At 44.8% G+C, this 24,201-nt stretch carries 24 protein-coding genes; 11 read left to right on the forward strand and 13 right to left on the reverse strand.

Annotation, left to right across the window (positions count from 1 at the left end; all coding sequences use genetic code 11):
* Window positions 1-46 precede the first annotated feature (46 nt).
* The 6 genes from NC997_RS00535 to NC997_RS00560 all read left to right on the forward strand — a co-directional run bounded on the left by NC997_RS00535 (window position 47) and on the right by NC997_RS00560 (window position 5,555).
* On the forward strand, window positions 47-1,000 hold the full coding sequence (locus NC997_RS00535; protein ID WP_190524354.1) for a metallophosphoesterase: 954 nt from the start codon (window positions 47-49) through the stop codon (window positions 998-1,000).
* Window positions 1,001-1,008: 8 nt separating this feature from the next.
* Window positions 1,009-2,268: an AAA family ATPase gene (locus tag NC997_RS00540; protein WP_190524357.1), complete on the forward strand. Its 1,260-nt coding sequence runs from the start codon at window positions 1,009-1,011 to the stop codon at window positions 2,266-2,268.
* A complete protein-coding gene (locus NC997_RS00545; RefSeq protein WP_190524360.1) occupies window positions 2,265-2,915 on the forward strand; it encodes a retron system putative HNH endonuclease in 651 nt (216 codons plus the stop codon). Before NC997_RS00540 ends, NC997_RS00545 begins: the two co-directional genes overlap by 4 nt.
* A gap of 144 nt (window positions 2,916-3,059) precedes the next feature.
* On the forward strand, window positions 3,060-3,587 hold the full coding sequence (locus NC997_RS00550; RefSeq protein ID WP_190524363.1) for a hypothetical protein: 528 nt from the start codon (window positions 3,060-3,062) through the stop codon (window positions 3,585-3,587).
* Between the two features lie 163 nt (window positions 3,588-3,750).
* A complete protein-coding gene (locus NC997_RS00555; RefSeq protein WP_206753338.1) occupies window positions 3,751-4,758 on the forward strand; it encodes a hypothetical protein in 1,008 nt (335 codons plus the stop codon).
* 347 nt (window positions 4,759-5,105) lie between these two features.
* Window positions 5,106-5,555, forward strand: coding sequence for a hypothetical protein (locus NC997_RS00560; protein WP_190415064.1), 450 nt, complete (start codon window positions 5,106-5,108; stop codon window positions 5,553-5,555).
* Between the two features lie 542 nt (window positions 5,556-6,097).
* Here the strand turns inward: NC997_RS00560 and NC997_RS00565 are convergent.
* The 4 genes from NC997_RS00565 to NC997_RS00580 are packed head-to-tail and all read right to left on the reverse strand — an operon-like array spanning window position 6,098 to window position 10,104.
* Complete coding sequence (locus tag NC997_RS00565; RefSeq protein WP_190524369.1) at window positions 6,098-7,183, reverse strand: Mrp/NBP35 family ATP-binding protein; 1,086 nt, start codon at window positions 7,181-7,183, stop codon at window positions 6,098-6,100.
* Window positions 7,176-8,144: a HEAT repeat domain-containing protein gene (locus tag NC997_RS00570; protein WP_190524372.1), complete on the reverse strand. Its 969-nt coding sequence runs from the start codon at window positions 8,142-8,144 to the stop codon at window positions 7,176-7,178. Before NC997_RS00570 ends, NC997_RS00565 begins: the two co-directional genes overlap by 8 nt.
* Before the next feature lie 10 nt (window positions 8,145-8,154).
* Entirely contained in the window at window positions 8,155-8,382 is a 228-nt protein-coding gene (locus tag NC997_RS00575; protein WP_071958132.1) for a ferredoxin family protein, read from the reverse strand.
* Between the two features lie 33 nt (window positions 8,383-8,415).
* Window positions 8,416-10,104 (reverse strand): fumarate reductase/succinate dehydrogenase flavoprotein subunit, encoded by a 1,689-nt coding sequence (locus NC997_RS00580; protein ID WP_190524450.1) that lies wholly within the window; start codon window positions 10,102-10,104, stop codon window positions 8,416-8,418.
* Window positions 10,105-10,343: 239 nt separating this feature from the next.
* On the opposite strand from NC997_RS00580, the gene NC997_RS00585 reads away from it, so the two are divergent.
* Complete coding sequence (locus tag NC997_RS00585; RefSeq protein ID WP_190524375.1) at window positions 10,344-12,353, forward strand: LysR substrate-binding domain-containing protein; 2,010 nt, start codon at window positions 10,344-10,346, stop codon at window positions 12,351-12,353.
* Window positions 12,354-12,437: 84 nt separating this feature from the next.
* On the opposite strand, the gene NC997_RS00590 is transcribed toward NC997_RS00585, so the two are convergent.
* The 6 genes from NC997_RS00590 to NC997_RS00615 form a co-directional block, all read right to left on the reverse strand.
* Window positions 12,438-13,262 (reverse strand): ATP-binding cassette domain-containing protein, encoded by an 825-nt coding sequence (locus NC997_RS00590; protein ID WP_190524453.1) that lies wholly within the window; start codon window positions 13,260-13,262, stop codon window positions 12,438-12,440.
* Between the two features lie 50 nt (window positions 13,263-13,312).
* Window positions 13,313-14,131: an ABC transporter permease gene (locus tag NC997_RS00595; protein ID WP_199306008.1), complete on the reverse strand. Its 819-nt coding sequence runs from the start codon at window positions 14,129-14,131 to the stop codon at window positions 13,313-13,315.
* Between the two features lie 125 nt (window positions 14,132-14,256).
* Window positions 14,257-15,780, reverse strand: coding sequence for an ABC transporter substrate-binding protein (locus NC997_RS00600; protein ID WP_190524381.1), 1,524 nt, complete (start codon window positions 15,778-15,780; stop codon window positions 14,257-14,259).
* Between the two features lie 528 nt (window positions 15,781-16,308).
* Window positions 16,309-17,619, reverse strand: coding sequence for a HAMP domain-containing sensor histidine kinase (locus NC997_RS00605; RefSeq protein WP_348257747.1), 1,311 nt, complete (start codon window positions 17,617-17,619; stop codon window positions 16,309-16,311).
* 163 nt (window positions 17,620-17,782) lie between these two features.
* On the reverse strand, window positions 17,783-18,172 hold the full coding sequence (locus NC997_RS00610) for a response regulator (RefSeq protein WP_190415056.1): 390 nt from the start codon (window positions 18,170-18,172) through the stop codon (window positions 17,783-17,785).
* Between the two features lie 321 nt (window positions 18,173-18,493).
* Window positions 18,494-18,718 carry a DUF167 domain-containing protein gene (locus NC997_RS00615; RefSeq protein WP_190440034.1) on the reverse strand — a complete coding sequence of 75 codons (225 nt, stop codon included), beginning with the start codon at window positions 18,716-18,718 and terminating at the stop codon, window positions 18,494-18,496.
* A 422-nt stretch (window positions 18,719-19,140) separates the two neighbouring features.
* Between NC997_RS00615 and NC997_RS00620 the strand changes: the two genes are divergently transcribed.
* Entirely contained in the window at window positions 19,141-19,422 is a 282-nt protein-coding gene (locus tag NC997_RS00620; protein WP_190524384.1) for a hypothetical protein, read from the forward strand.
* Window positions 19,423-19,575: 153 nt separating this feature from the next.
* Entirely contained in the window at window positions 19,576-19,923 is a 348-nt protein-coding gene (locus tag NC997_RS00625) for a hypothetical protein (RefSeq protein WP_190524387.1), read from the forward strand.
* 55 nt (window positions 19,924-19,978) lie between these two features.
* Here NC997_RS00625 and NC997_RS00630 read toward each other — a convergent pair whose 3' ends face one another.
* Window positions 19,979-20,404 carry a DUF2809 domain-containing protein gene (locus tag NC997_RS00630; RefSeq protein ID WP_190524389.1) on the reverse strand — a complete coding sequence of 142 codons (426 nt, stop codon included), beginning with the start codon at window positions 20,402-20,404 and terminating at the stop codon, window positions 19,979-19,981.
* 285 nt (window positions 20,405-20,689) lie between these two features.
* On the opposite strand from NC997_RS00630, the gene NC997_RS00635 reads away from it, so the two are divergent.
* On the forward strand, window positions 20,690-21,091 hold the full coding sequence (locus NC997_RS00635; protein WP_190415053.1) for a hypothetical protein: 402 nt from the start codon (window positions 20,690-20,692) through the stop codon (window positions 21,089-21,091).
* A gap of 111 nt (window positions 21,092-21,202) precedes the next feature.
* On the opposite strand, the gene NC997_RS00640 is transcribed toward NC997_RS00635, so the two are convergent.
* On the reverse strand, window positions 21,203-21,721 hold the full coding sequence (locus NC997_RS00640; RefSeq protein ID WP_190415052.1) for a DUF2231 domain-containing protein: 519 nt from the start codon (window positions 21,719-21,721) through the stop codon (window positions 21,203-21,205).
* Between the two features lie 127 nt (window positions 21,722-21,848).
* Entirely contained in the window at window positions 21,849-22,595 is a 747-nt protein-coding gene (locus tag NC997_RS00645) for a DUF2993 domain-containing protein (protein ID WP_347276033.1), read from the reverse strand.
* 461 nt (window positions 22,596-23,056) lie between these two features.
* Between NC997_RS00645 and NC997_RS00650 the strand changes: the two genes are divergently transcribed.
* Window positions 23,057-24,094 carry a hemerythrin domain-containing protein gene (locus tag NC997_RS00650; RefSeq protein WP_190415051.1) on the forward strand — a complete coding sequence of 346 codons (1,038 nt, stop codon included), beginning with the start codon at window positions 23,057-23,059 and terminating at the stop codon, window positions 24,092-24,094.
* Window positions 24,095-24,201: the final 107 nt, after the last annotated feature.

Consider the following 24,201-nt stretch of genomic DNA (forward strand, 5'->3'; position numbering starts at 1 on the left):
TTAATCGACTTGCGCCCAACTTACGTAACTCTTAATCAAGTAATCCATGCCCCTTAAACGCCGTGACTTTCTAATTTTAAGTAGCCTCAGTGGCTTCGGCTTAGCTTTTTTGGTCAGAAAATTCCGCAGCCAAATCGCTCAGAGTCAAGATATCAACCCAGGAGAGACGTCAAAAACCTCCCCTTCCTCCAACTTAGGCTCCAAATCGACAACCGTTAGTTCATCACAATCCCCTCTCCTGCGGTTTGTCTCCGTCGCTGACACCGGCACTGGTTCGGCAAGCCAGTATGCTGTAGCAGCGTCAATGGCTCGTTACCACGCGCTAAAGCCCTTTGATTTAGCAATTCTTGCGGGTGACAATATTTACAACAACGGTGAAATCGAGAAAATTGTCGATGTCTTTGAGCGCCCCTATCAAGCTTTATTGCGGCGCGGAGTAAAATTTCAGGCGGTTCTTGGCAATCACGACATCCGCACCGATAACGGAGAACCCCAAGTGCGCTATCCAGGCTTTAATATGCAGGGACAACGCTACTACACATTCCGCCGCAACCCCGTACAATTTTTTGCTTTAGATACTAATGAGAATGCTGACTGGGAAACTCAACTAAAATGGTTAGAAAAAGAACTCACTCGCAGTAATGCCCCTTGGAAAGTAGTTGTTGGTCATCACCAGATTTATTCATCGGGTGCATACGGGGTTAATCAACCCTTTATACAAACCTTGACGCCACTATTTAAAAAGTACGGAGTGCAACTTTACATTAACGGTCACGACCACCATTATGAGCGCACTCAGCCCATCAATGGTACTACCTACCTCATCTGTGGGGCAGGGGCAGGACTCCGCCCGGTGGAACGTTCAGAATGGACGGCGCATTCTACTAGTCAATTGAGTTTTGCGGCACTTAATGTATATGCAGACAGAATAATCATTAGCGGTATCGGCAGCGATAACCGCATTTTCGACCAAGGCATCATTCCGCTGCACTCAGCCTGATTCAAACTATGAAAGTCAAGCGCCTAAAAATGAGTTCGTTCCGTGGCATTGGCGATCTGACGCTAGAGTTCGATACTGATGAGCCAACGGTTTTCATCGGCGTCAATGGAGTGGGAAAATCAAGCATTCTTGATTGTCTCGCCATTCTTCTATCTCACTTGCTAGCGAGAATTGAATTTAATTATAGCTTTGAACGTTTCTTTAGAAGTCAAGACATCAAAAATAGACACGAAAGAACAGACAACGAGATTACAATTTCAATCGCCTCACGGGAAGTAAGGTGGTCTCTCGCCCAAGTTCGTCAAAAAGGCAGCACAGATGAAAGCGGCGAACTTACTGAGTTAGAAGCGGCTATTGACGACGATGAAATATACAATCATTTAGCAATCACTCCCGAAAACAACACACCTTTGGCAGTATATTACCCGGTCAATCGTGCCGTTTTTGAGATTCTCCTGGAAATTCCTAAGGGAAACCTGCTTGAGCAGATAGATCCCTACGAGTGGTCACTAACCGGGGTACAAACTGACTTCGGTAGCTTTTTCCAATGGTTCAGAGCGGTAGAAGATTTGGAAAACGAAGAACGGAGAGATAATACTGATTACAGAGATAATCGACTAGAAGCAGTAAGGCAAGCCATATATTCACTGATGCCCGATTTTTCTAACTTGCGGGTGAGGCGATCGCCTTTACGAATGATTGCCACAAAACAAGGTCAGGAACTTATCATCGAGCAGCTGTCTGATGGTGAGAAAGGCTTATTGGCAATGGTGGGAGATTTAGCGAGAAGGTTAGCGATCGCAAACCCAGGTTTACCTGATCCACTCCAAGGCGAAGGCGTTGTTCTCATTGACGAAATTGAACTGCACCTTCACCCGAAATGGCAACGCGAAATTATTCCCGCGTTAACAAGAACATTTCCTAATTGTCAGTTCATCGTTACAACCCATTCCCCACAGGTAATCAGCGAAGTTAAACCTAATGGAATCTATATTCTAGAGGCAACATCTGAAGGTGTTGTTGCTAAACGTCCAGAAAGTTCTTTTGGTAGAGACAGCAATCGTATTTTAGAAGACCTCATGGGTGTTCCAGCCCGTCCGCAGGAAATCAAAGACGAACTCCTGGAGCTATTTCGACTCATCGATAAGGGGGATCTTGACGGTGCTAAACAATTGCGCCAACAAATCGCTGACCAAATTGGAACTGATGAACCAGAGTTTGTTAGGGCAGATGTACTCATGCGGCGAAAAGAAATTCTTAACCGATGAAGTACATCAGAAAAAACAAGGAGCCGGAAAGTTTCACCAAGTGGAAAGCGCTCGCTAACGAAGACTGGATACCCACTTATGATGACCTACGCGGACAAGAGAAAACAGATGTTTGTAATAGGCTGCTGCAAGAGCAAGGTTATACCTGTTGCTATTGCGGAATGCGTATTGCTAGAGAAAATAGCCATATCGAACATCTAAAACCCCAAAGCTCCTATCCACATCTAGCGCTAGAGTACACAAATCTGTTGGCTTCATGCCAGGGAGAAAGTGAAGAACCACCCCCACTCCCGGTTCATTGTGGACGCAAAAAAGATGACTGGTACGATGAGCATTTAATGGTTTCTCCTTTAGATGCGGACTGCACTAATTTCTTTAGGTACTCTGGTTCAGGAGAAATCCTACCAACAGACGATTTAGGTAAGCAAGCAACAGCAGCAACAACGATTTCTCAGCTTGGACTCGACATTGACAAGCTGAGGGCAATGCGTCGCGAGGCGATTAATGGAGTCTTGTTAGCGATTGAGGGACTAACGGACGAAGAGATACAACAGTTTGCTCAAAGCTACAAGCAGTTAGATGCAAAGGGACAATACACGCCGTTTTGTGCTGCGATCGCTTATATCTTTAAGGCATACTATCCTTAATATTGAGCTAGATTAATGGATAGGAGGAAATACGCGATCGCATCTAGTTCATCCGCCTATTTCACTGCGAGTCACTAATTTTTTAGCCTCCGAATAAGACGAAATATTTTATTTTCTTAAAAAGGATGAGAAAAAACAACAATCATGAAATTGCAGAATCCCAAAATTAGATTATTCCTTCTCGTCTTGGCTTGTGCAGTTGTTTTCAGTATTCAATCCTTATCTTTAGCACAAAAAGACGCTCAACTAGCCACCGAACCGATTACTTCACCTGCTTCCCAATTACTCGCTCAACAAAACGGGAAGTTAATTATTACTCAATTAAATCGTGAGTTTCAGATAAATTTAAACGAAACCGCTATTTTACCTGATGAAAATATTTGGGTGAAATTTACTGACATCACAGAAGATTCGCGCTGTCCTATTAATATCCAGTGTATTTGGGCAGGACGAGCAAAAATTGTGGTAAATATTTGGAAAGACAGTCAAAATACAGGAGATTTTGTTTTGACCACTGGTGGCGGAAATCCAGCATTAGCAGTGCAAAACTTTGACAGCAACTATAATATTAAGTTTGTAGAGCTTCAGCCAGCTCCCATTAGTGGATCAGAAACTCAAAAATCAGCTTATACTGCTGCTCTCGTGATTTCTAAAACAACAGACAAGATTTAGTCTTGTAACTTGCGTAGGCAGGTTTCATTTGTGTAGGTGCGGTTTCAACCATCCCTGCAAGAGGTGAGGGATTCTGACCCGCTGGCATATCGCAATTCAAATACGATTGCTATAGCATTTTTTTAACTATAACTATATCAAATTAGAGGCAAATAACTAAAAGATGAAGCACATAAACATTCTTATTTCTGGTTTTCTTCTAACTACGAGCCTGACGGCTACAGCAGCCTACAGTCAAAGCGTTTCCCCACGCCCAACTCTACTTCCCACATCCAGCCCTATTCCAAATTCAAATCAAATTAAACCCAACAACTGGGAGATAAATGTAAAAGAAATTTTAGAAACTCCTAATTTGGCTGACTGCAAATTTTGGATGATGCTTGGGGTAATCCTCGCTGCTGGAAGCCTGGGTGGGTTAGTCTACGAACTGCTCAATCTCCAGGGAAATATTGAGTTACCTCATAAGCCGACCGATGATGATTTAGCAGTAAAGTTTGCCTATGCTCATTCTACGAATGTGATTGATTTAGGGGTAGTGGCACGGTTACTCATTGGTGCCCTTGCTGCACCTCCAGCTATCGCGATTGTCCGACCAGAAACGGCTTTTATCCTGTTAGCAACCTCCGCAGTTGCTGGTTCCGCAGGTACTTTGATCTTTCGCGCTCTACAGGATCGGTTATTAGTCGCGGTACTTCAAACTGGGATAAACGAGGTCAGTGCAAGAAGTATTAAACCGCAACAACCAATCGATGAAGCGATTAAAGATTTTGACAAGCTAGTACAAGAAGTAAGAAAGCATTCAGAAAGTCCCAGAGGATTGACTGAGCTAAAGTTTACCAGAGACGCGACTTTAGACCCCAGCGACTTCGAGGAAGTCAGCAAACATTTGAATCAAATTCAAGGAGTAAATCCTAAAGTTGACGAGGCGATTGAGATTTTCAAAGAGCTGGTGGAGGAAGTGCGAAAGCACTCCGAAAGTCCTAGCGGGACTACTAAACTAAAGATTACGAAGGGTACCGTTTTACCATTTGAGCATTTACAGAAGATAAAAACACTTTTGTGGCAAGCTAAAAAAGACACGGAAACGGCTACATCCGCAAATGATAGCACTGCTGAATTAGCATCTAAGCCGACGCCACCCGCAGAAGGCAGTACTTCTTCTCACAACTGAAATAAATTCAAGCACACGGATAAGCTAATCCTGCCCGATGCAGTTGCCTTGAAAAAACAGAATTAACACTACTTGTAATAAAACTTTACAGTAAAATCTTGTCGTTCGATCTCTTGAGTTTTGTTAGTTAACCAGTAGGGGTATTGTAGTCTAATAGAAATAGAATTATTAGGTTGTTAATATATTAAGTTTAAACGTATGCAGGCTGGATGATATTTGTTCAATCTATCGGAAGAGTGAATTATTTGAACAATTTGTAATAAGGCAACATCTGTCTAGAGAGCGGTTTAGCTGATAAGCCAAATGAAGTAAATATAGGATTGCTAAACCTAATGAGATTGTGTTCTATGCAACCAAATTATTTTACGAAAGGACTTTCAACTGTAGGACGTTGGCTGGCTACAACGCTGTTTTGCGTGTCAGCGATCGCGTTTGTTTGGCAGGGTGCCTTTTTCTCGACCAGCGCAGCAATGGCTGCTCCTAGTGCAAACCTAATCGCATCTGTAGATACGAGCGACCAGGTTAAAGGAAAAGCCAATGAAGATTTGAACCGAAGCAAGAATTTCATTGACGATGTCAAAGACAAGGTAAAAGCAACTGCCAATAAGAATGCCGACCGAGTCGAGGAAGGAACGGATGGGCATGGGAATCTCATTGAGCGTAAAGCCAACAGAGATGCAGCGCGAATTGAGAAAAGAGCAGATGAAGATGCGGCTCGGACTAAGGAAGCAGTAGACAACACAAAAGGTCTTGTTGAAAAGGCTGTTGATAGCATCAAGGATGCCCTTGGTAACTAGAGAATAGTTATTAGGTCAATGTACATTATTCCGTTCATTTAAACCTGAAGGATGGATGTACATTGATTGGCTGTTTGCAATTCTACTTCGGCAAGAGAAATCAAAATAAAGAAACGAAACACAAGCTTAACTCGAATGGCACTGAGTTAAGCTTAAGCTTACTCGCCGCTCTCCCTGTCTTGTCACTCTCTGAAAACAAAAATTTAAGACGATTTTTTAACTCTGACTGGAATTGGGTTTATCGCTTTATTTTCTAATCTTCTAGATATAGTTGTTGCGTAAAACTAAAATGCTTGTGTGGGAAGGGTTACATCTTTTCATCTGAGAATAATGATGGAAGAACGATAGAGTTTTAAGCCGTGTTCTTCAACTTTTTCGGGGTCGTCAGCGTTTCGTGGAAGTTTCGCAAAATTGGCGATCGCAACTGCATCATCAATCGCTCTGTTGACGGTTGCGTCGTTCGTTCTTGACGGTTTGGTTAGATTGACAATGTGGACATTGGATCATGCTTCGATTGTGCAATTCCCAAATCAATTATCAAGTCAAGTCAGAACTTCACAAGGGCGAAAAGTCGTCTCGATCGCCCTAGCCATTTGTACAAATACTTGCCCCACTGTGGAACCTGGATGCGTTAGGGTCAAAGGCGTTCCCGTATCCCCACCCATACAAATACTAGGGTCAATCGGAACCTGTCCAAGTAAAGGGGCATGGAGTTCTGTCGATAGCTGCTGCCCTCCACCACTCCCAAAAATCGGAGTGCGATCGCCACAATGACCACAGATTAAATAGCTCATATTTTCGATAATGCCAAGCACGGGAATGCCGACACGACGAAACATATGGACACTGCGGCGAACATCCGAAACCGCAACTTGTTGGGGAGTCGTCACTAAAATTACGCCACAAATCGGACTTTCTTGCACAATCGTAATTTGAGCATCGCCTGTGCCAGGAGGCAAATCAATCAGCAAGTAATCCAAGTCTCCCCATTCCACCTCCTGAATAAACTGAGTGACAATTTTGTGCAGGACGGGGCCGCGCCAAGCTAGGGGATGATCGGGTTCGGCCAGCAGTCCTACTGACATAACTTTGATACCGTGGGCTTCTAGGGGGAGAAACTTTTGACCGTTGGGTGTATCAATCACCTTGACATCTGCTTGTCCCAGTCCCAACATCTGGGGGACGTTGGGACCATAGACATCAGCATCGAGTAAACCCACCTTCGCCCCTTGCAAACTCAAAGCGGCGGCTAAATTAACCGATGTTGTGGATTTGCCTACACCTCCCTTGCCACTGGAAATTGCCAACGTTGTTCTGACACCGGGAATGGTGCAGAGTTGGATATAAGTTTTCTTGCACCAGGTTACGGGCGAAAGCGCCGATTGAATGTCTGCTTGTAGGTGATGCTGATGTTTCCCCACATACAGCCGTAGATAAATATAGTCATCCACAACCCGCAGATTCCGCACCATCCCTAAGCTAACGATGTCGTTTTTGAGGATGGGTTCAACTACCTGTTTGAGACACTGGACAACTTCTCGTTGCCGAGATTCAGTCACCGGATCAGGAGGAGTGGCAACTTCCTCTATTGAATGAGTTTGGCGGAAGGGAGATTGATGGCTAGGCATTGGATGTCTCTGGCGTGGACTCCTGGATTTTCTGAATCGCTCGTTGTGCGTAAATACACACGTCTTTGTCTGGATCGTCCAGGGATTGCTGGAGTGCATTCAGGGCCGTTGGGTTCTTTAGGATACCGAGTGCGATCGCTGCATCTCGACGCACATCCGAGTACTCATCTGCCAATGCTTTCACTAACGCGGGTAAGGTTTGATCGGCAGGTGTTTTCTGCAAAGCCTGAAGTGTAAACTTCCGCACCTGCCAATGCTCATCGGCCAAAGCCGTTTCTAAAGCCGGAACTGCCGCAACATCAGCGTGAAGTGCCAACGATTTTGCTGCATTACGCCGCACCTGCCAATCCGCATCGCTAGTGAGTGCTTGACACAGACGGGGAACTACTTCTGCATCTGCTAAATGTCCTAACGTTAGGGCAGCAGAACGCCGCACGTTCTCATCGGGGTCGGACATTAAGGCGATCGCTTCTTTGCAGCGTTCCACTTGATTGAGATAGCGTAGCGTTGTCACTGCCGCTTCCCGTAACTGAGCATTTTCTGACTCAAAGAACGGCAGCACGTAGGGTAGAGACTGAGCATCGTGAATCTTCCGCAACAGAATTAACACGTTCAGTTGCATATTCATGTCATCTCGATGCAAGGCATCTAGCAGCAACAACAAGCGATCGGGGGTAACTAATTCGCCCAAGGCGGATAGCGCTTCTTCCCGAATCTCTTCATCGCTTGAAGCCAGACATTCCACTAAAGCCGGAACCGCCTTGGGATTAGCTAACTCCCACAGTGCCGTCACCGCTAGCTTTTGCACAGCCATGCTCTCATCTTGCAGGGCTGTAATCAAGGGTTCCAGAGCATCCTCATCGCCCAAATGTTGCAGCATTTTGACGGCAACTAGGCGATCGCTAGCGTCGGGCGATCGCAGCATTTCCAACCATTGGTTCAATTCAGTATCCACAGACATCTTCACTCCTCTATCGCAACAAAAAGGGAATTTGTACTGTAATCGCGTTGGTGGGACATTCCTTCTCGCAAGGCAAGCAAAACCAGCACTCGTCGTACTTCATATACGCTTTGCCCGTTTCAGGGTTCTTCGCCAATACATCCAGCGGACAAACTTCAATGCAAGCCGTACACTTTTCTAGGCATTTCGATTCATCCACGATTACGGGTACATCCACCCGTTGCATAGCTAAAGCCATAACTCTTCCTCTGTTTGCTACAAATTGACCGACTTAGCGCACCGCCACGTCATAAACTTCTCGTTCAATATCAACGTCCACCACATACGGCTCAACTGGACGCTTGAACAAAGCCATTTCGCCTGATTCGTCTTTCTTGAGATTGACGTGGCAGAACCATTCTTCATTGTTCTTGTCGGGATAATCCACGCGGTAATGGTAGAGTCCCCAACGGCTTTCCCGACGATACAGTGAGGCGCGTGCTGCCATCTCAGCACAATCGCGAATAAAGTGAACCTCCATGCAGCGCATCAATTCATGCGGATCGCGTGCGCCCATCATCTCTAAGCTTTCGTGATAGCGCACAAAGTTTCTTAGCCCAATTTCCATCTTGTGGTCTACTTTGGGCGGCTGGAGATAGTCATTGACCAAGCGCCGTAACTTATACTCCACCTGCGTGTGCGGTACACCATTGGGGTTGTTCAATGGAGCATAAATTCGTTGTTTTTCCGCCTCTAAAACATCAGGATCGGGTTCAATATGCTCTAATCCTTCGATATAATCCACCGCATTTGTACCCGCCAACCGACCAAATACAAACGCCCCAATCATGTAGTTATGCGGGACACTCGCCATATCTCCAGCTGCATATAATCCTGGAACCGTCGTCTCCGCCTTCTCGTTGACCCAGACTCCAGAAGCACTGTGACCGCTACACAAACCGATTTCTGAGATATTCATCTCCACGCCATTCGTGCGGTAATTTTCGCCTCTACCTTCATGGAAGCGTCCTCGGCTGGGTCGTTCATTCGACCACAGAATCGACTCAATTTCTGAAATAGTGTCTTCATCTAAGTGGGTCATCTTCAGCTGAACCGGGCCTTTTCCAGAATTCAACTCCTTCCAGATTTCCAGCATCATCTGACCGCTCCAGTAGTCACAGCTGATAAAGCGGTGCCCTTCTGCATTAGCAGTGTAGGCTCCAAAGGGACTAGCGACATAGGCGCAGGCAGGACCGTTATAGTCCTTCATCAAGGGGTTAATTTGAAAACACTCAATATTGGTGAGTTCTGCGCCTGCGTGATACGCCATTGAATAGCCGTCACCAGCGTTGGTGGGGTTTTCATAGGTGCCGTAGAGATAGCCAGAGGCGGGTAAACCTAAGCGTCCGCAAGCTCCTGTACATAAAACGACTGCTTTTGCCTGAATCACGACAAAATCACCGTTTCGCACGTCAAACCCTACCGCTCCAATAGCGCGTCCGTCCTTCACTAGAACACGAGTCGCCATCACCCGATTCGTGACTTTCGCTTTGTGGCGCTTTACTTGCCGGGTCAAAATTTGTTTGAGGTCTTTTCCTTCTGGCATCGGGAGCACGTATTTCCCTACGCGATGCACTTGCTTCAGGTCGTAATTGCCGTGAATGTCTTTTTGGAACTTCACGCCCCAGCTTTCCAGTTCTTGAATGACTTCAAAGCCGAGTTTCCCGGTTTGATAGACGGCTTTTTGGTTCACAATGCCATCGTTGGAAATCGTAATTTCGCGAACATATTGCTCTGGGGTAGAATTACCAGGAATGACGGCTGTATTGACCCCATCCATACCCATTGCGATCGCCCCACTGCGACGGATATTTGCTTTCTCTAAAATCAGCACCTCTCCCTCAGGATTTGCCTGTTTTGCTTTGATGGCTGCCATCGTTCCAGCAGTACCACCACCGATGACTAAAACATCGGTCTTCATCCATTGAGTATCCACTATTGACTCCTCTTCAGTTAGCAAAAACTTTTATAAGTTGTACTGATAAATTAATCGAAATCGCCTCTTGACTTTTTCATGTTAGGGAAGAAATTAGAAACTTACAAGCTTTTTTGTAACCAAAAACACCATCTATTTATTCATATTTTTTATACTTTTATAAATTAGTTTAATTCATTCATTAAGCTGTAAAATATAAATTCCAATCTGGGGGGTTAGAGAACGTGGAGGTTTATCAAGTTAAAGTATTTCTGGAGGTAGCTAGGCACCTCAGTTTTACTGAAGCCGCTGATGCTCTAAATCTGACTCAGCCTGCGGTCAGCGCCAAAATAAAATCCCTGGAAACTGAACTAGGAACTGACCTGTTTTATCGTCTTGGTCGTAAGATTCAGCTAACCGAGGTGGGACAGTTTTTATTGGAGGAAGGGCCAAGACTGATTGAGATTGAAAATCAATTGTTTGCCAAAGTCGAAGAAATCAAAAAAGGCAAATTTGGCAATCTCAAAATCGGCTGCACAGCCGCGATAGCTAATGGATGGCTACCTGAAATTCTCTTCCAGTACCGTCAGCAGTATCCTGGGATTCAAACTCAGTGTGTCGTATTTGATTCGGCTGAATTTCTCTATCGAGCTATTACCAGCAGTCAGATTGATATAGGATTTTCAGATATTAGTTTTGCAGAATTTTCTGAAATTTCAGCAACCCCAATTGCTCCCATTCACTATTCTTTAGTGGTTGCGGCGAACCATCCTTTAGCGAATCAAAGCTGGTTGAGCTTAAAAGAACTGCAAAAAGAGCGATGGGTGATGCTAAATACTGGCTCCCCTAGCCGTTTAGTGTTTGAATCTCGGCTAACTGAATTAGGGATAAATTTTTCGGATTTCGCTCAAGTTGAAACTGTTGATACTCTCAGTTTGATGCGAACCTATATGATGCAGGGTGATTATTTAGGATTTGCTTCTAACTTTGAATTTAAGTCTGAATGTCAATCGGGAATGCTTGTTGCAATTCCCCTGCAAGAATTTGCCTTATCCGGTAATGTTTTCCTAGTGTTACCCAAACGATTAAGCCAATCTGCGATCGCAGACTCATCATCGCAAAATCGGCGCTCGCGCAACTCAAACCCGATGCAAAAATTTATTGCTCTGGTTGAGAATGGTCAAGAGCAACAGCACGCCTCTGTTCGCCCTCATTCAACCCCAGTGCGTTTGCGATCGCCTAACCTAATCATTCGTTCCAACTCCCTGCAACATCCTGAGACAATTGATCTAGCGATCGGGATTCAAAACAGCACGATTCCAACAGTAACGGCGGGCTTAGTGATTCAGCGCTTAGGCTTGCTAGAACACTTCTTACCCAGAGAAGGGCGATACAGTTCCACGCAGTATCGCATTCATTGGTGCGATTTTTCCACAGGAGCGCCGATTATTCAAGGATTGCACGCCGGAAAATTAGATATTGGCGTTTTAGGGGATTATCCCTTGTTACTGAGTGCTATCCAGCAAAATAATTCCGGTAGTGAAACTCGACAGACGCGCCTGGTTAGCTTTGTTTCAACGAATCCCGATGGTTCCTGTAATGCCGTAATTGTTCCCAATAAGTCCAAACTGCAAAGTATCGAAGACTTACGAGGAGGTGTGATTGCGGTTCCTTTCAGTTCTTCGGCACATGGGATGGTGATGCGATCGCTCAATTCTGCGAACTTACTTAACGAGGTTAAGCTTGCTTCCTTAGAGAACTCCAACATTACTCACCCCTTTGGTTATTCCATTCAAGCAGATGGATACGCCCACTTTGCTCCCTTTCACGATATTGCCTATCGTCAAGGCAAGTTTCGTTATTTGCAAGGCGACAATTTGAATGTGTTACCGGCTTTTCATGGTGTAGTGGTGAGTGCAGAGTTAGTGGAACAGTATCCGGAAGTTGTAATCGCTTACCTAAAAGCCTTAAGCGCTGCCCAATATTGGTATACTATTACGCCCTCAGCGCTTTCTCTGATCAGCCAGTGGACAAACCTGGATGCCGAAATCGTCTCCCAAATTCTCAGCAATGTCTATCACCAGAATCAACCTGGGCGCTTTTTCTGCGAGATGATGATTCGTCCCGACTGGATTACTCAACACATTGCCCAACTGCGTCTAGTTCCCGGAAATGAAGGACTAGAGACAATTAACCTCGATCGCTGGATTCAAACCGAATTTCTCCATCAATCTCAGAACTTAAGCAGTTGGTAAAAGGGACAACAAAGGGCACGCCAAGCCGCTATCGAAAGCAACACACTTGGGCTGTACGAGCAGTACAAATACGGTTTGCTTCAATCAACCCAACTCCATACTCTTGAGAGTTTCTTCGCGAATCAATTCAAAGACTTGCCGATTGAGATTCACAAAATCCGGTGAAAGCATCGTATCTATATGGCGGGGTCGATCGAGATTCACCACAACTGTTTCTTTGATATGCCCTGGACGAACGCCCATGACCAGAATGCGATCGCTCAAAAAGATGGCTTCTTCAATATCGTGGGTGACAAAAATAACCGTGGATTTCAAATCGCTCCAAATGTTCAGCAGCAACTCCTGCATCATGTGCCGAGTCTGAGCATCCAAGGCTGCAAACGGTTCATCCATCAACAATACTGAGGGTGAATTTACCAGTGCCCGCACAATGCTTGCACGTTGTTGCATTCCTCCTGATAGCTGATGAGGATAAGAATGACGATGCTTATACAAGCCGACTCGGTCTAAGTAATCATTTACCAATTCAGTTCGTTCTACTCTAGAAATACCCTGAATTTTTAAACCAAATTCCACGTTCTCAAAGGTGGTCTTCCAGGGTAGGAGCGAGTATTGCTGAAAAACAAATCCGCGATCTGCTCCCGGTCTTTCAACGGGTTGTTCATCCACCAATACCTGTCCCCTTGTTGGCTTCAGAAAACCAGCAATCAAGTTTAGAATCGTTGACTTGCCGCAGCCCGATGGTCCCAACAAACAGACAAATTCACCAGGATTAATTTTGAAGTTTGTCGATTCTAGAACCAGCAAAGGCCCGTACTGGTCTCGTCGCTTAAAGGAAACGGATAAATCTTTAACCTCAACTGACCCTTTCGCCAAGGCGCTAACCTGCTTTTTTGCTAGGGTTGCCACAGCTTCTAAACCTCCAAAAATAGGCAACTTGAATATTCATTTTCAGGGAACTACACACCCTGCTTTTTCGTTACTCGCCAAGGCATCAGCAACTTCGTTAAGAGATCGACAATCAACGTGCTTATCAAACCCATCAAACCAATCAGCAACATTCCCATCACGATTGGTGGATAATTCGATGTAACATAAGACTCCCAGGTCAGATAACCCACTCCAAAGCGACCTGCCAGAATTTCAGCTGTTACCAAACAAAACCAGGCATTTCCCATACCAATAACCAAACCGCTGGCAATGTTAGGCATCGCTCCTGGCACCACAATATCTTTAAAAATGTGCCACTGTTTAGCTCCCAAACACTGTCCTACTCGCAGCAGCACTATATCCGTGCTTTCTACTCCCCGAATTGTGCTGATCAAAATTGGGAAGAATGCGCCTAGAAATGTGATGTACACCATCCCTGACTCTGCATTGGGAAACATGAGAATTGCCAGCGGTATCCAGGCGACGGCAGGAATTGGTCTGAGCAACTCCAATGGAATAAAAACTAAATCTTCAATCTGCCGAAACCAGCCAATCAAAATGCCCAAACTAACGCCCAGAATAGCCGCAATTCCAAATCCCAGCAAAACTCGTTGAAGACTGGCAGTAATATGCACAGATGCATTGCCAGAAAAGAATTCAACCGTTGCATTCCAAACTTCAACTGGAGAGGGTAAAAAGGTAAAATTGATGAAGAAATTGAACTGAGTGACGCACAAAAACTGCCAGATTCCAAAGAATAAAACAATGGAAATGGCTCGCTTTAAATTGCGACTTTTGAGCAGTGCCAGACTTATAAGCGCTAATTTTGACAAGGAGCGCTGCTTCAAAAATTTGCTCCTCAGTACACTGTACTTCTCTCCTTTTGTCTTTCGTGCTGATTTTGGAGATACAGCCATTACAAACCTCTCATTTGACTCAATATAGTTCTATCGTTGCGATCGCTCCCCTTCATTCATCGCGCAACCGCTAAATCCTTTGAATGCGTATTTTTGGCATAAAGCTGCTGCAACTCTTGGAAGCTTGCCACCTTTGCTCCAGCTTTCCCGGCAAATGCTTGTGCATCTTTTTCTAGTAAGAACGCAGATACCTGGTCGCCATTCCGAACATAGAACGAATTTTGAGCGAATAACTTCCAACCTTTGTCGCGATCGTGTACAAAGGCTACAGCCGCTGTTTTGTCCTCAGACTTTAGCTGTTGTAGCTTTGTCAGCATATTCTTGATTGAGGTAAAACTGAGAACTTTATCTTCTCCTTCTACCCAAATCTGAGCTGCTAGTTTTGGATCTTGAATCGATTCTTGAGTGAGTGCATCATTGCCACGAATCAAATTATCCGCCGACTTAGCCACATCCTGTTCGCTAATGTTGCTCTCTTTGAGCGCTTGTTTCAGGTAACTATCGTCCGTCCAACTTACAACATCATCTGGGTTCACGCTGGCATCTAATTTTCCAATCTGCTTCAACGTCGTTACGCTATTTTTGAGCGCAGTAATTTGGTATGGTTGAATTCTCGGATCGAGCTTTTGAATACCCGATGGACCGAGGAACATATAAAAGATTTCTTTCTCAACCCCTGTCCATTTCTCTAACTTCGCACTAAGGGCTTCTGGTTGTTCCCGGAAACGCTGATTCGCCTCCAACATTGCCCTTAGATAAGCCACCACAATTTCGGGATTTTCTTTCGCAAAGTCCGAGCGCACTACAACTCCATGAAAGGTTGGAGTTTCCGTTTGTGCACCATCGTAAATCTTCCGAGCAAAGCCTCTAAAGGGAAATAACTCACCATAGGGCACAAAATCCGCATGAGCATCGATCTGACGGCTTCTCAGGCTCGTTCCACCTACTTCTGGTGATTGACTCACTAACGTCACTTCTTTCTGTGCATCAATGCCCTCATTCTTCAGCGCCCGCAGCAGCATCCCATGCGCCGAGGTTCCAAAGGGAACTGAAATGGTTTTCCCCTTCAAGTCTGCTAGTTTTTTGTAAGGTGTATCGGTGGGGACAACAACCGCATTTCCGGCTCCATTAGGGCTGTAGGCAAGGGATGAGATCAAAACAGTCTTAACGCCATTGCCTTTTTTCTGAAAAGTCGTCAGGTTAATCGTCGCCGGAAAGTCCGCCATGCTGCCGATATCAATTTGATTCGCCAACATTTTGTTGGTAATTGGTGGAGCTGATGTGGCGCTAGACCACTCAATTTTGTACTCAACATTTTGGTATTTTCCTGTTTTTGGCAGATACTTCTCCAGCAGCTTTTCTTCTCGGATGACTGCACCACCTGTCACGGTGTTAATGGTTTGGTCTTGGGTACCAATCGCAATCCGAATCACCTTTTTGCCAGAGGAACTACCTGAAGTATTTGCAGAAGTATTTGCAGAAGTATTTGCTGAAGTGTTACTACAAGCGCTGGTAAAGGTTAAGGAAACAACTAGCAGAGAAAAAAGAACACTCTTTAAAGACAATAGTTTGATATGCATACGGCTCCATTCCCGCATTGAATCTACTGCCCCACTTGTTTCACGCAAATCATGTTGGAGCAGTAGCTAGTTTAATCTCCGGTTTATCGGTCGGAATACGACTGTTTTAACAGAATGCCATAGTCAAACACCGAAGACAAGATGTAATCCCCGGTTTATCGATAGACTTTTCGTATTTATAGATAGATTTTTTGAATTGAAGCTGCCAGATTTGGAAACTCGCGGTGGAGGGAAGCACCTTTTATGATGCTAGTTATGGCTCTAAACGCTTATTCAACTTGGTTTTTATCAATTCCCGCGATCAGCTATAACGCTCAACGTCATTGAATCAATACTGCTGGTCAAGCAGATCGAGTTTCCGGAGGAAGTCCCAGTCTAGGAGACTCCCTCGCCACGACAGTGCAATTTGTAGGGGGAGCAGAATGAGGTGTCCTCCTGCATCAGGTTGCCCTTGTCCAACAGAACAACGCCCCAATTTCCAACCGACGATAAGCCGACTATAAATAAAGGGATAAGCCGGACAGGATATTAACTCTTTCGTTTCTCTGCGGCGGTGTCGAGGGGAAGACGAATACTAAAAGTTGCGCCTTGACCTGGAGTGCTAGTAGCCGTAATCGTGCCGCCGTGTGCTTCCACAATCCGTCGCGCGATCGCTAACCCCAAACCCGTTCCGCTGCCTTTGCGCGAGGGATCTGCTGTATAAAATTGTTCAAAAATGCGGGGCAAATCGCTCTCTGTGATTCCGGTTCCCCGATCGCGAATTTTTACTGAAACCTGGGCACCTTCTATATTGCTTGAGACAGAAACTTTAGACTCTGGTACTGAGAACTTAATCGCGTTGTCCAATATATTTAGAAAAGCTTGCAATAGCCGTTCTGGATCGCCTTGGATTTGAACATCCGCAACCTCCACGCTGATGCCAACTTCCTTGGCTATCATGCGGGACTCCATTGCTCGCACCGCCCGTTCGATCAAGTCTCGCAGCTTTAGCGGTTGCTGTTCTAGTGGCGTTACGCCTGCTTCGAGTCGTCCCAAATCCAGCAGATCCTTAATTAGTCTGGACAGGCGCAGGGTTTCATCCTGTGCAGTCTGGATGAAGCGATCGCGTAACTCCGGCTCCTCCGCCGCTCCATTGGCGAGTGCTTCTAGGGTGACATAGACGTTGCTAACAGGAGTCCGCAGTTCGTGGGACACATTTGCGAGGAATGCCCGCCGCTCTTTATCTAAGGAAGCCAGCCGTTCGCTCATGCGATTCAATTCACTGGCTAATTGACCCACTTCATCATCTTGATGAATGTTCAGCTTCTCACCTAAATGACCCCCACCCACCTCAATTGCAAAGTGGCACATCGCCTGAATCGGTCTGGCAATATTACGGGCAAGGCTTTCGCTAATCAGCGCACAAAGCAAGAGCGTCAAGAAGAGCGTTCCAAGAACGGTGAAAATGACGCGGCGAAACTGACGCTGAAACTGTTCTAAAGTGATCGACATCCGCAGCGCACCGAGCAGACGACCCTTCCGAAATATCGGTCGCACTGCATACACTCGGTCATCGTTGGATAGAATCCCTTTCGCGACTCCTTGCGTTGGCTGATTTTGTAGCGCTTCTCTCACGCCAGCGATCGCCAACCAGTTAGGGACTTGCCGATCTAGCTGGGGGGCGGAGGTGAATAGCAGGCGACCATCAGGTGCAAAGACGCGCAGGGTGACTGCTTCCGGTGAACCGTAGCGTTGCACTAGCACTCTTACCCGCTCAAGATTATTTTCCTCTAAAGCGTCAGCGACGCTCTCGCTGAGGGCTGTTGTCCAGGCATCTAAATCAGCCTGTCTCGTCCTCATGAAATAGGCATGGAAAGAGAACAGAATATAGCTTGCCAGAATAGAAGTTCCTAATGCGGTGAGTGCTAAATAGGTAACTAACAGTTTCCGGTAAATCGAATTCCATCGGATATGAATTGCTAACCAGCTCCTTGAATTTTTCAAAGGTGCAACTTCAATTTTTTTAATCTCCCTGTAGAGACTGTTGACCCACAGCGCGACCCCGGAGAACAGCTTTTATGCGTGCGAGAAGTTCGCGAGTGTTGAAGGGTTTGGTGATATAGTCATCTGCACCCGCTTCTAATCCCCAAACTTTATCAATATCTTGGTCTTTAGCTGTCAGCATCAAAATCGGGATATTAGAAAATGCTCGGATGCGCCAGCAGAGTTCCATCCCATCAATGCCCGGTAGCATCAAGTCCAAAATAATCACGTCCGGCACTTGCTTGTGGAACAACTTGAGTGCAGTCTGTCCATCCCCTGCGGTTGTCACTTGATAGCCTTCTTTAATTAAGGCGTAGCTGAGACTGGCACGTAATGCCTCTTCATCATCGATCAGTAAGACGTGTGGCATGCTGAGTTGACCTCTTCGTTCAAGTGTACCAGGTTGAGTTATTCCCTTTTGAATTTTAGATTTTGACTTTGAGCTTTTGAAATCTACCAATAGATAGTTTCTAAAATTAATCTTTTGTTAATTTAAAGCTAACGGGGATGAGTTTAAACGGAAAATGAAAATAGCGATCGCGTGCAGTCAGAACAACACCTTTACCGAGCAACTGCTATAGAATCTTACTTAATGATTCGGGAAGCTCAGCTCCCCAACTTTCTAGAGCAGTCAGGTATCTGAAGGGCTGGCTCACAACTTCAATAAGATTGCTAGATTTTCTAGTTAGGTTCAACCGTCGTCTATTTCGACTTGCTTATTTCTTGACGATAAACCCGATTTGATAAAAATTCTTGATTTTGATATGTTAAATTTTTTAGAGAGTATTTGAATTAACTCTTCATTTGCCTTACCATCTACAGGTGGCGACTTTAAATGAACCGTAAGGCTACCGTCCTCAGCTTCCTCAATTCTTTGGTTTTTTGAATTGGGTTTAACCTTTACTTGCTTCTTCATCTGGCTGGGGTGATGGTAATCTGGTTGTAGCTATCATGCGGGTTAACGATAAATTTCATAACCATAGCGATCGCTCAACACAGGTTTTCGTGTAGTGTAGTATACAAATATCGTTCGTATTAACTTCTGCCTGGAGATAGAAGTTTAGTTGGATTAGTCTCTAATATCTTTTATTTGAAAGGGCAAAGCTAAATCTACGAATTTAATCCATTGTCAATAAGTTTTGACGAAAAAAATTTATCCAGAAAAATTGATCTAAAATTGCTAGATGAGTAGATAGTACGACGATATTCTAAATTTTAAATGCTCGTGTGGCAACCGCGTAGCGGTTGCCACACGAGCGCTCGATTTTTGGCATCCACTGAACCAACTTCACTCTTTTACAAAACCACACCAGCATCTTCATCAACTGGATTCCTAACATGACAAAATATAACGTTAGCAATAGGAAGTGGCAAAAACTATCTTGCTGTAAAATTCATCAAGATGATTTATATTTAGCTGAATCTGGACAGCAAGATTCTGAAATATATCAGCCAAATATAATAACTAAAACAGATTATCTGCTCAGCAAATCATCTAGGCTGATCGGCGAAAGTCAGGATCTAATCGCCACAAGTGAAGCGCTAATCGCTACAAGTGAAGCGCTAATCGCCACAAGGAAAAAGCTGCTCGTACAATCCAAGCAACTAATATATAGATAAGTAGATACTACAACCCGTCCAAAAATTCGAGCGATCGCGTAGCACCTGCTACGCAGGTGCTACGCGATCGCTTTCACCTTTAAAATCTACTAGTAAGTTCAAATTTTGTCTTTTACAATACCTGCTAACATCTCCGTTAACTGGATTCAGAGCATGACAAAACACAAACTGAGCAACAGGAAGTGGCAAAAATCAACTTGTTTTGAAGTTCCCCCATATCCTTTAGATTTGGCAGAATCTAAACAGCAAGATTCTGAGATATCCCAGCAAAATATAACAACCAGAACAGACTATCTGCTCAGCAGATCGTCTGAGCTTATCTGCGTAAGTCAGGAGCTAATCGCCACGAGCCAAGAGCTGATATTACTATCCGAACAGCTAATCACCCTAAGCTTGATGCTGAAAGAAAACAGCTTGATGCTGAAAAGCTGGCGAGAAAGATCAAAACTTAAATCAAGGTTAGGGCATCCCGTTCGGGTTAATTCAGTTACATCTGATTAGCCATCAAACACAGGCTAAAAACTACTGAAAATTCTCCCTCATCTAATCATCCTATCTATTTATCCGAGCGAATCGGGGTTTTATCTTTGTAACCTCTAACAATTTGCTGTAACCATAGCCACCCGATGATGCAACCGAGCAGATAATGGGGGAAATCCCACCAAGAAAAGGTGGTTCCAAGCAACAGTTTGCCCAGAAAAGTCGAGCGAATCGAGTCTAAAACAGGTTGGTGCCACAGTTGCAGAAATTCGATCGTACAGGTGATACCGAATACCCAAATTGGAATTTGGTTCATTGCTTTGCGACTCGGAAACAGGAAAAACCCGAACAAACACCAAAATATTTCGTATAAGATATCACCTGAGAAATCGTTGACCCAGCCGCGACCGAATCCAGTGTATCTCTTGGAGAGCAATCCCAGGGGCACAATAATCAGCAGCGAGAGGATAATCCGCTTGATATATTTGGCGTCTCGAAGCATTGGCTACACTTCCAAGCAGTTCTCAGTTCTGTATTCTATACATTTAGACTAAAGCCGCGCCAACGAGCAGGCTTCTGCATCCAACTGAGCTTCATAGCACACAGAAGAGTTCAATATTTCCTTCTTAAGTAGGAGATTAATTTATATCCTAGTTGTTATTAATTACGCAATCTTATATAAATTTTTTATACTTAGACGATCTAATACTCAAGGTAGAGTATAAAGGTATACCAAAAATTATATTCTTAGTTTCTAAAGCTGAATATTGTTGGGAGAATAATAGTCATGAATAATCAAACAGATAACGTAGACAGCAGTCAACGAGTTGGTGAAGATAACTACGATCGGGGGATTGTACCTGCTGAAACCGCAGCACGTAGAGAAAGAGAGGGGAATGCATTTAAAACAACTCCCGGAAAAGATGATGAGGAAAAATCCCCTACTAACGATCAAACAAATGATGGAAGTATCGATACTACAGATGGCTACACGGTAGACAAAGAGGGTCTTTTAAATAACTATGCCATCGAACCCGAAATGTATGTGAACGAACCTGGAGACTTAAAAGCCAAAGAAGAAGCCGAGGCTGCCGAACGCGCTGAAACTGTCTCAGAATTACAGGACGATGAAGAAGGGAAGCTGACGATGGAAGGTGACAAGCGTCATCAAGGGCCAGGATTGATATAACGCAGAAAAATTTAGCTTTTGCGGCTTCTACCTTTTAGCGATGCTAAACAAGTGTAGAGGAAATTTTTAAATTAATTGGCAGGCGACGTGGATGTCGCCTGCTTATTTTTTCTATCTATTTGAATCCCCGTAGCCGATCACAGCAACTTTATGCCGATAGACTAGCTCGGCTCCGTACCAACCCGACAAACCGAGAAGGGTTGCCACAATAATTGAGATTGTAAGCCCTGTAGGCAATATGGCTCCTGAGGTATTGCCCCAACGGAGTGCAAAGTTGGCAATTGTCAGCCCTAGGGCGGCGACATTCAGTACCATGTGTGCCCAGCCAGCACTGCGCTTGCGAACTCGTTCAATTCTCAGAAAGTCCATCATGCCGCTTAGGGCTGCAAGCACCCCGCTTGCCAAGCCAATGCCGATTAGCCAAAAGGAGGCTTGTGCCCAGAAGAGATCTTTTGTCCACCAGTAGGCGAGATCCGCGGCTGCTGGTGTAGTCAAAAAAGCAATGGGAAAGGTGACGATCAGTGGATGCAGGGGATGTCCTGCGATCGCGACTGTGCTTGTCACCCCGCTATCTTGATAATCGGTCTCATCACTTTCAATCAGCGGCGGGATATTGGGAGTTTGTGTCATGTTCTTCTCTATGGATTCTAGGAGTTAGACGAGTGAAAGCAAGCGATCGCTATTAGCTATTAGCTTTGGGTTGCCGATCGTAACCTACTCAGCTAACCGCGAATAGCGAACCGCAAACAGTTCATCACTAGCCTGAAGGAATTTGCTCCACGCGCGCTTCCGCCAAAAGCGTCATTTTTCCCGATTCTAGATTTAATTGTTTGATGCGAAGCGACATTCCTTGTAGATCGAAGTTACTCAGGTTCAATAGTTCGCTCGATTTTTCTAATAGCGCCGCCGTCAGTTCCGGGGAGAGTTCCTTGCCTTCGGTATACTCAACGTCTTCCAAATTGACCTTCTGCCCATTTGCACCAACTCGGGGCACTGCTGTAAAGGCAATTTGCGTGGTTTCTCCAGATTCGCGCAGCAGCACGTCGGCACTTAATGCAATTTTGTTCTCACCAGGTAGGCGAAAATCTACCTTTTTAGTGTCAATGGTCATCGGTTGTCCATTGACTGATACCTGCATACTTTGCAGCTTACTACCGACAAATTCCGAGTTGAATGCCCGGTTGATGTCTGCTTCCGTCAAGACAACGTGGGTCGTTGCATCAGTAGGTTTGGTTAATTCAATTTTGCCAAAAGCAGCGCTGAGGGGATTGATGGAGATGCCACGCATTTCCATTTTCATTTCCTGCATCCGGAGGTCTTTGTTCATAACCAAACCTTCACCTTCAACGGTGACTGAATCCACCTGTCCCTGAACCATTTTCAGTGGATCGCTCTGGATATCTACCGCTAATTCTTCTACTTCATCGAGTTGGCTAGATAATCCTATTTCCGCTGCTTTGTTAAGTGCCTGCTGCCCCAGAGAAGCATCCTTATTCGTCGTCACGCCCTGTCTCCTGCCCTTGTCTTAATTGAGTCTGTTATTGAGTCAATCTAGCGACCCGTATTAAGAAGTGTATCTGCCTGATGGTGGAATGGTGACAAAGTGATCGGCTATACACAAATTTAAACTCAATATTTCATTCTTAAGATAGTGGCACGAAGCTATTTTTATAATAACTAGCTTGTCAAATCTCCGTCATCAAAGTTCAGGCTATTTTAACTTTTCAAATATGATTTACGATAGATGCCGAATAACCAAAATAAGAATATACTAAGCCAACTAAAAAAGAGAAAAGTCCTAAGGTTTTGAATCTTTTCTATCTTTGGATAGAGCCAATAAAAATTGGACGTTATAAAGAGGATAAATAAGGGGTATCTCTCAAAAGAGAGATGAATCTACTCGACAGAGATGACTATCTTCGAGATAGATTCCGATCCTATGATTATTGAGTGGAGAACAAAAGAATGGTAACGACACTAGATGATACCAAGCGCATAGCGATTGGCATGAAGTTGGCAGATATGAAAGCGCTGCAAAACTTGCTAATTGCTAACGAGCAAAAGTTCATCTCTGCGCTCGCCGATGATGATCTTCGCAAGCGCATACAAGATATGCTTGATGACGATCAGAAAAACCTCGGTGTTCTCGATACTGTAATTATTCAGTACGGTGTCAAAGCCGAACCCAAGGAATCCACAACCAAGATAATTGGTGAAGCTCAGAAGCTAATGGAAAGTTCTGAACTGACTTTGTTTGAAAAAGTATCTCAGCATGAATTGCTTAAGCATAAGCAAACCATGACGGGTCTACTGATTCACAAAGCTGCTCAAGTAGTTGGTGCTGATGTTGAAGCTGCCATTACTCCCTTGAATACCGTTAACTTTGAGAACCGCGCTCACCAAGAGCAACTGAAAGGTATTCTGGAAATTCTGGGTGTTCGCGAACTAACCGGACAAGAAGCCGATCAAGGACTGTGGGGACGGGTTCAAGACGCCGTTGCTGCATTATCAGGGGTATTTGGTAGTGCTGTCACCCAAACCTCCGACCGTTCTGATATGACCATCGGTGAAATTCTTCGCATGGATCACAGCAAGGCGAAGACCTTGTTTATGGAAATTGAGAATTCCAACGACGCTCAAAAGATCCAAGAATACTTCGGTCAGCTTTACAAAGACTTGATGGCTCACGCTAAAGCCGAAGAGCAAGTTGTTTATCCAGCAGTGCGCTCCTATTATCAGGACACGCAGGATCTGTATAACGAGCAAGCTGAGCAAGCTCGGATGCTGGATGAAATTAAGGCGATGAGTCCTTCTTCTTCTGAGTTCAAAGCGAAAGTTCGTCAGCTAAGCGACGCTACCAACCATCACATTAATCAAGAAGAGAACGAGATGTTCGCTAAGCTGCGCGATAATTTCAGCAGCGAGCAGCAACAACAAATGGCAACCGAGTTCAAATCTGTTAAGAGCAAGCTACAAGACCAGATGGCAGCTTCTAGCAAGTAGTAGTGCGCGCGAACAGAATTAACTCTGTAGGGAGGTTTGGAACGTAGCTTCCCTATAGTTAATAAGTGCGATCGCTAACTGCCATCGCTGGAAGAAAGCAATTAAAT

This window comes from Trichocoleus sp. DQ-A2, from assembly GCF_039961915.1.
Classification (GTDB): Bacteria; Cyanobacteriota; Cyanobacteriia; order Cyanobacteriales; family FACHB-T130; genus FACHB-T130.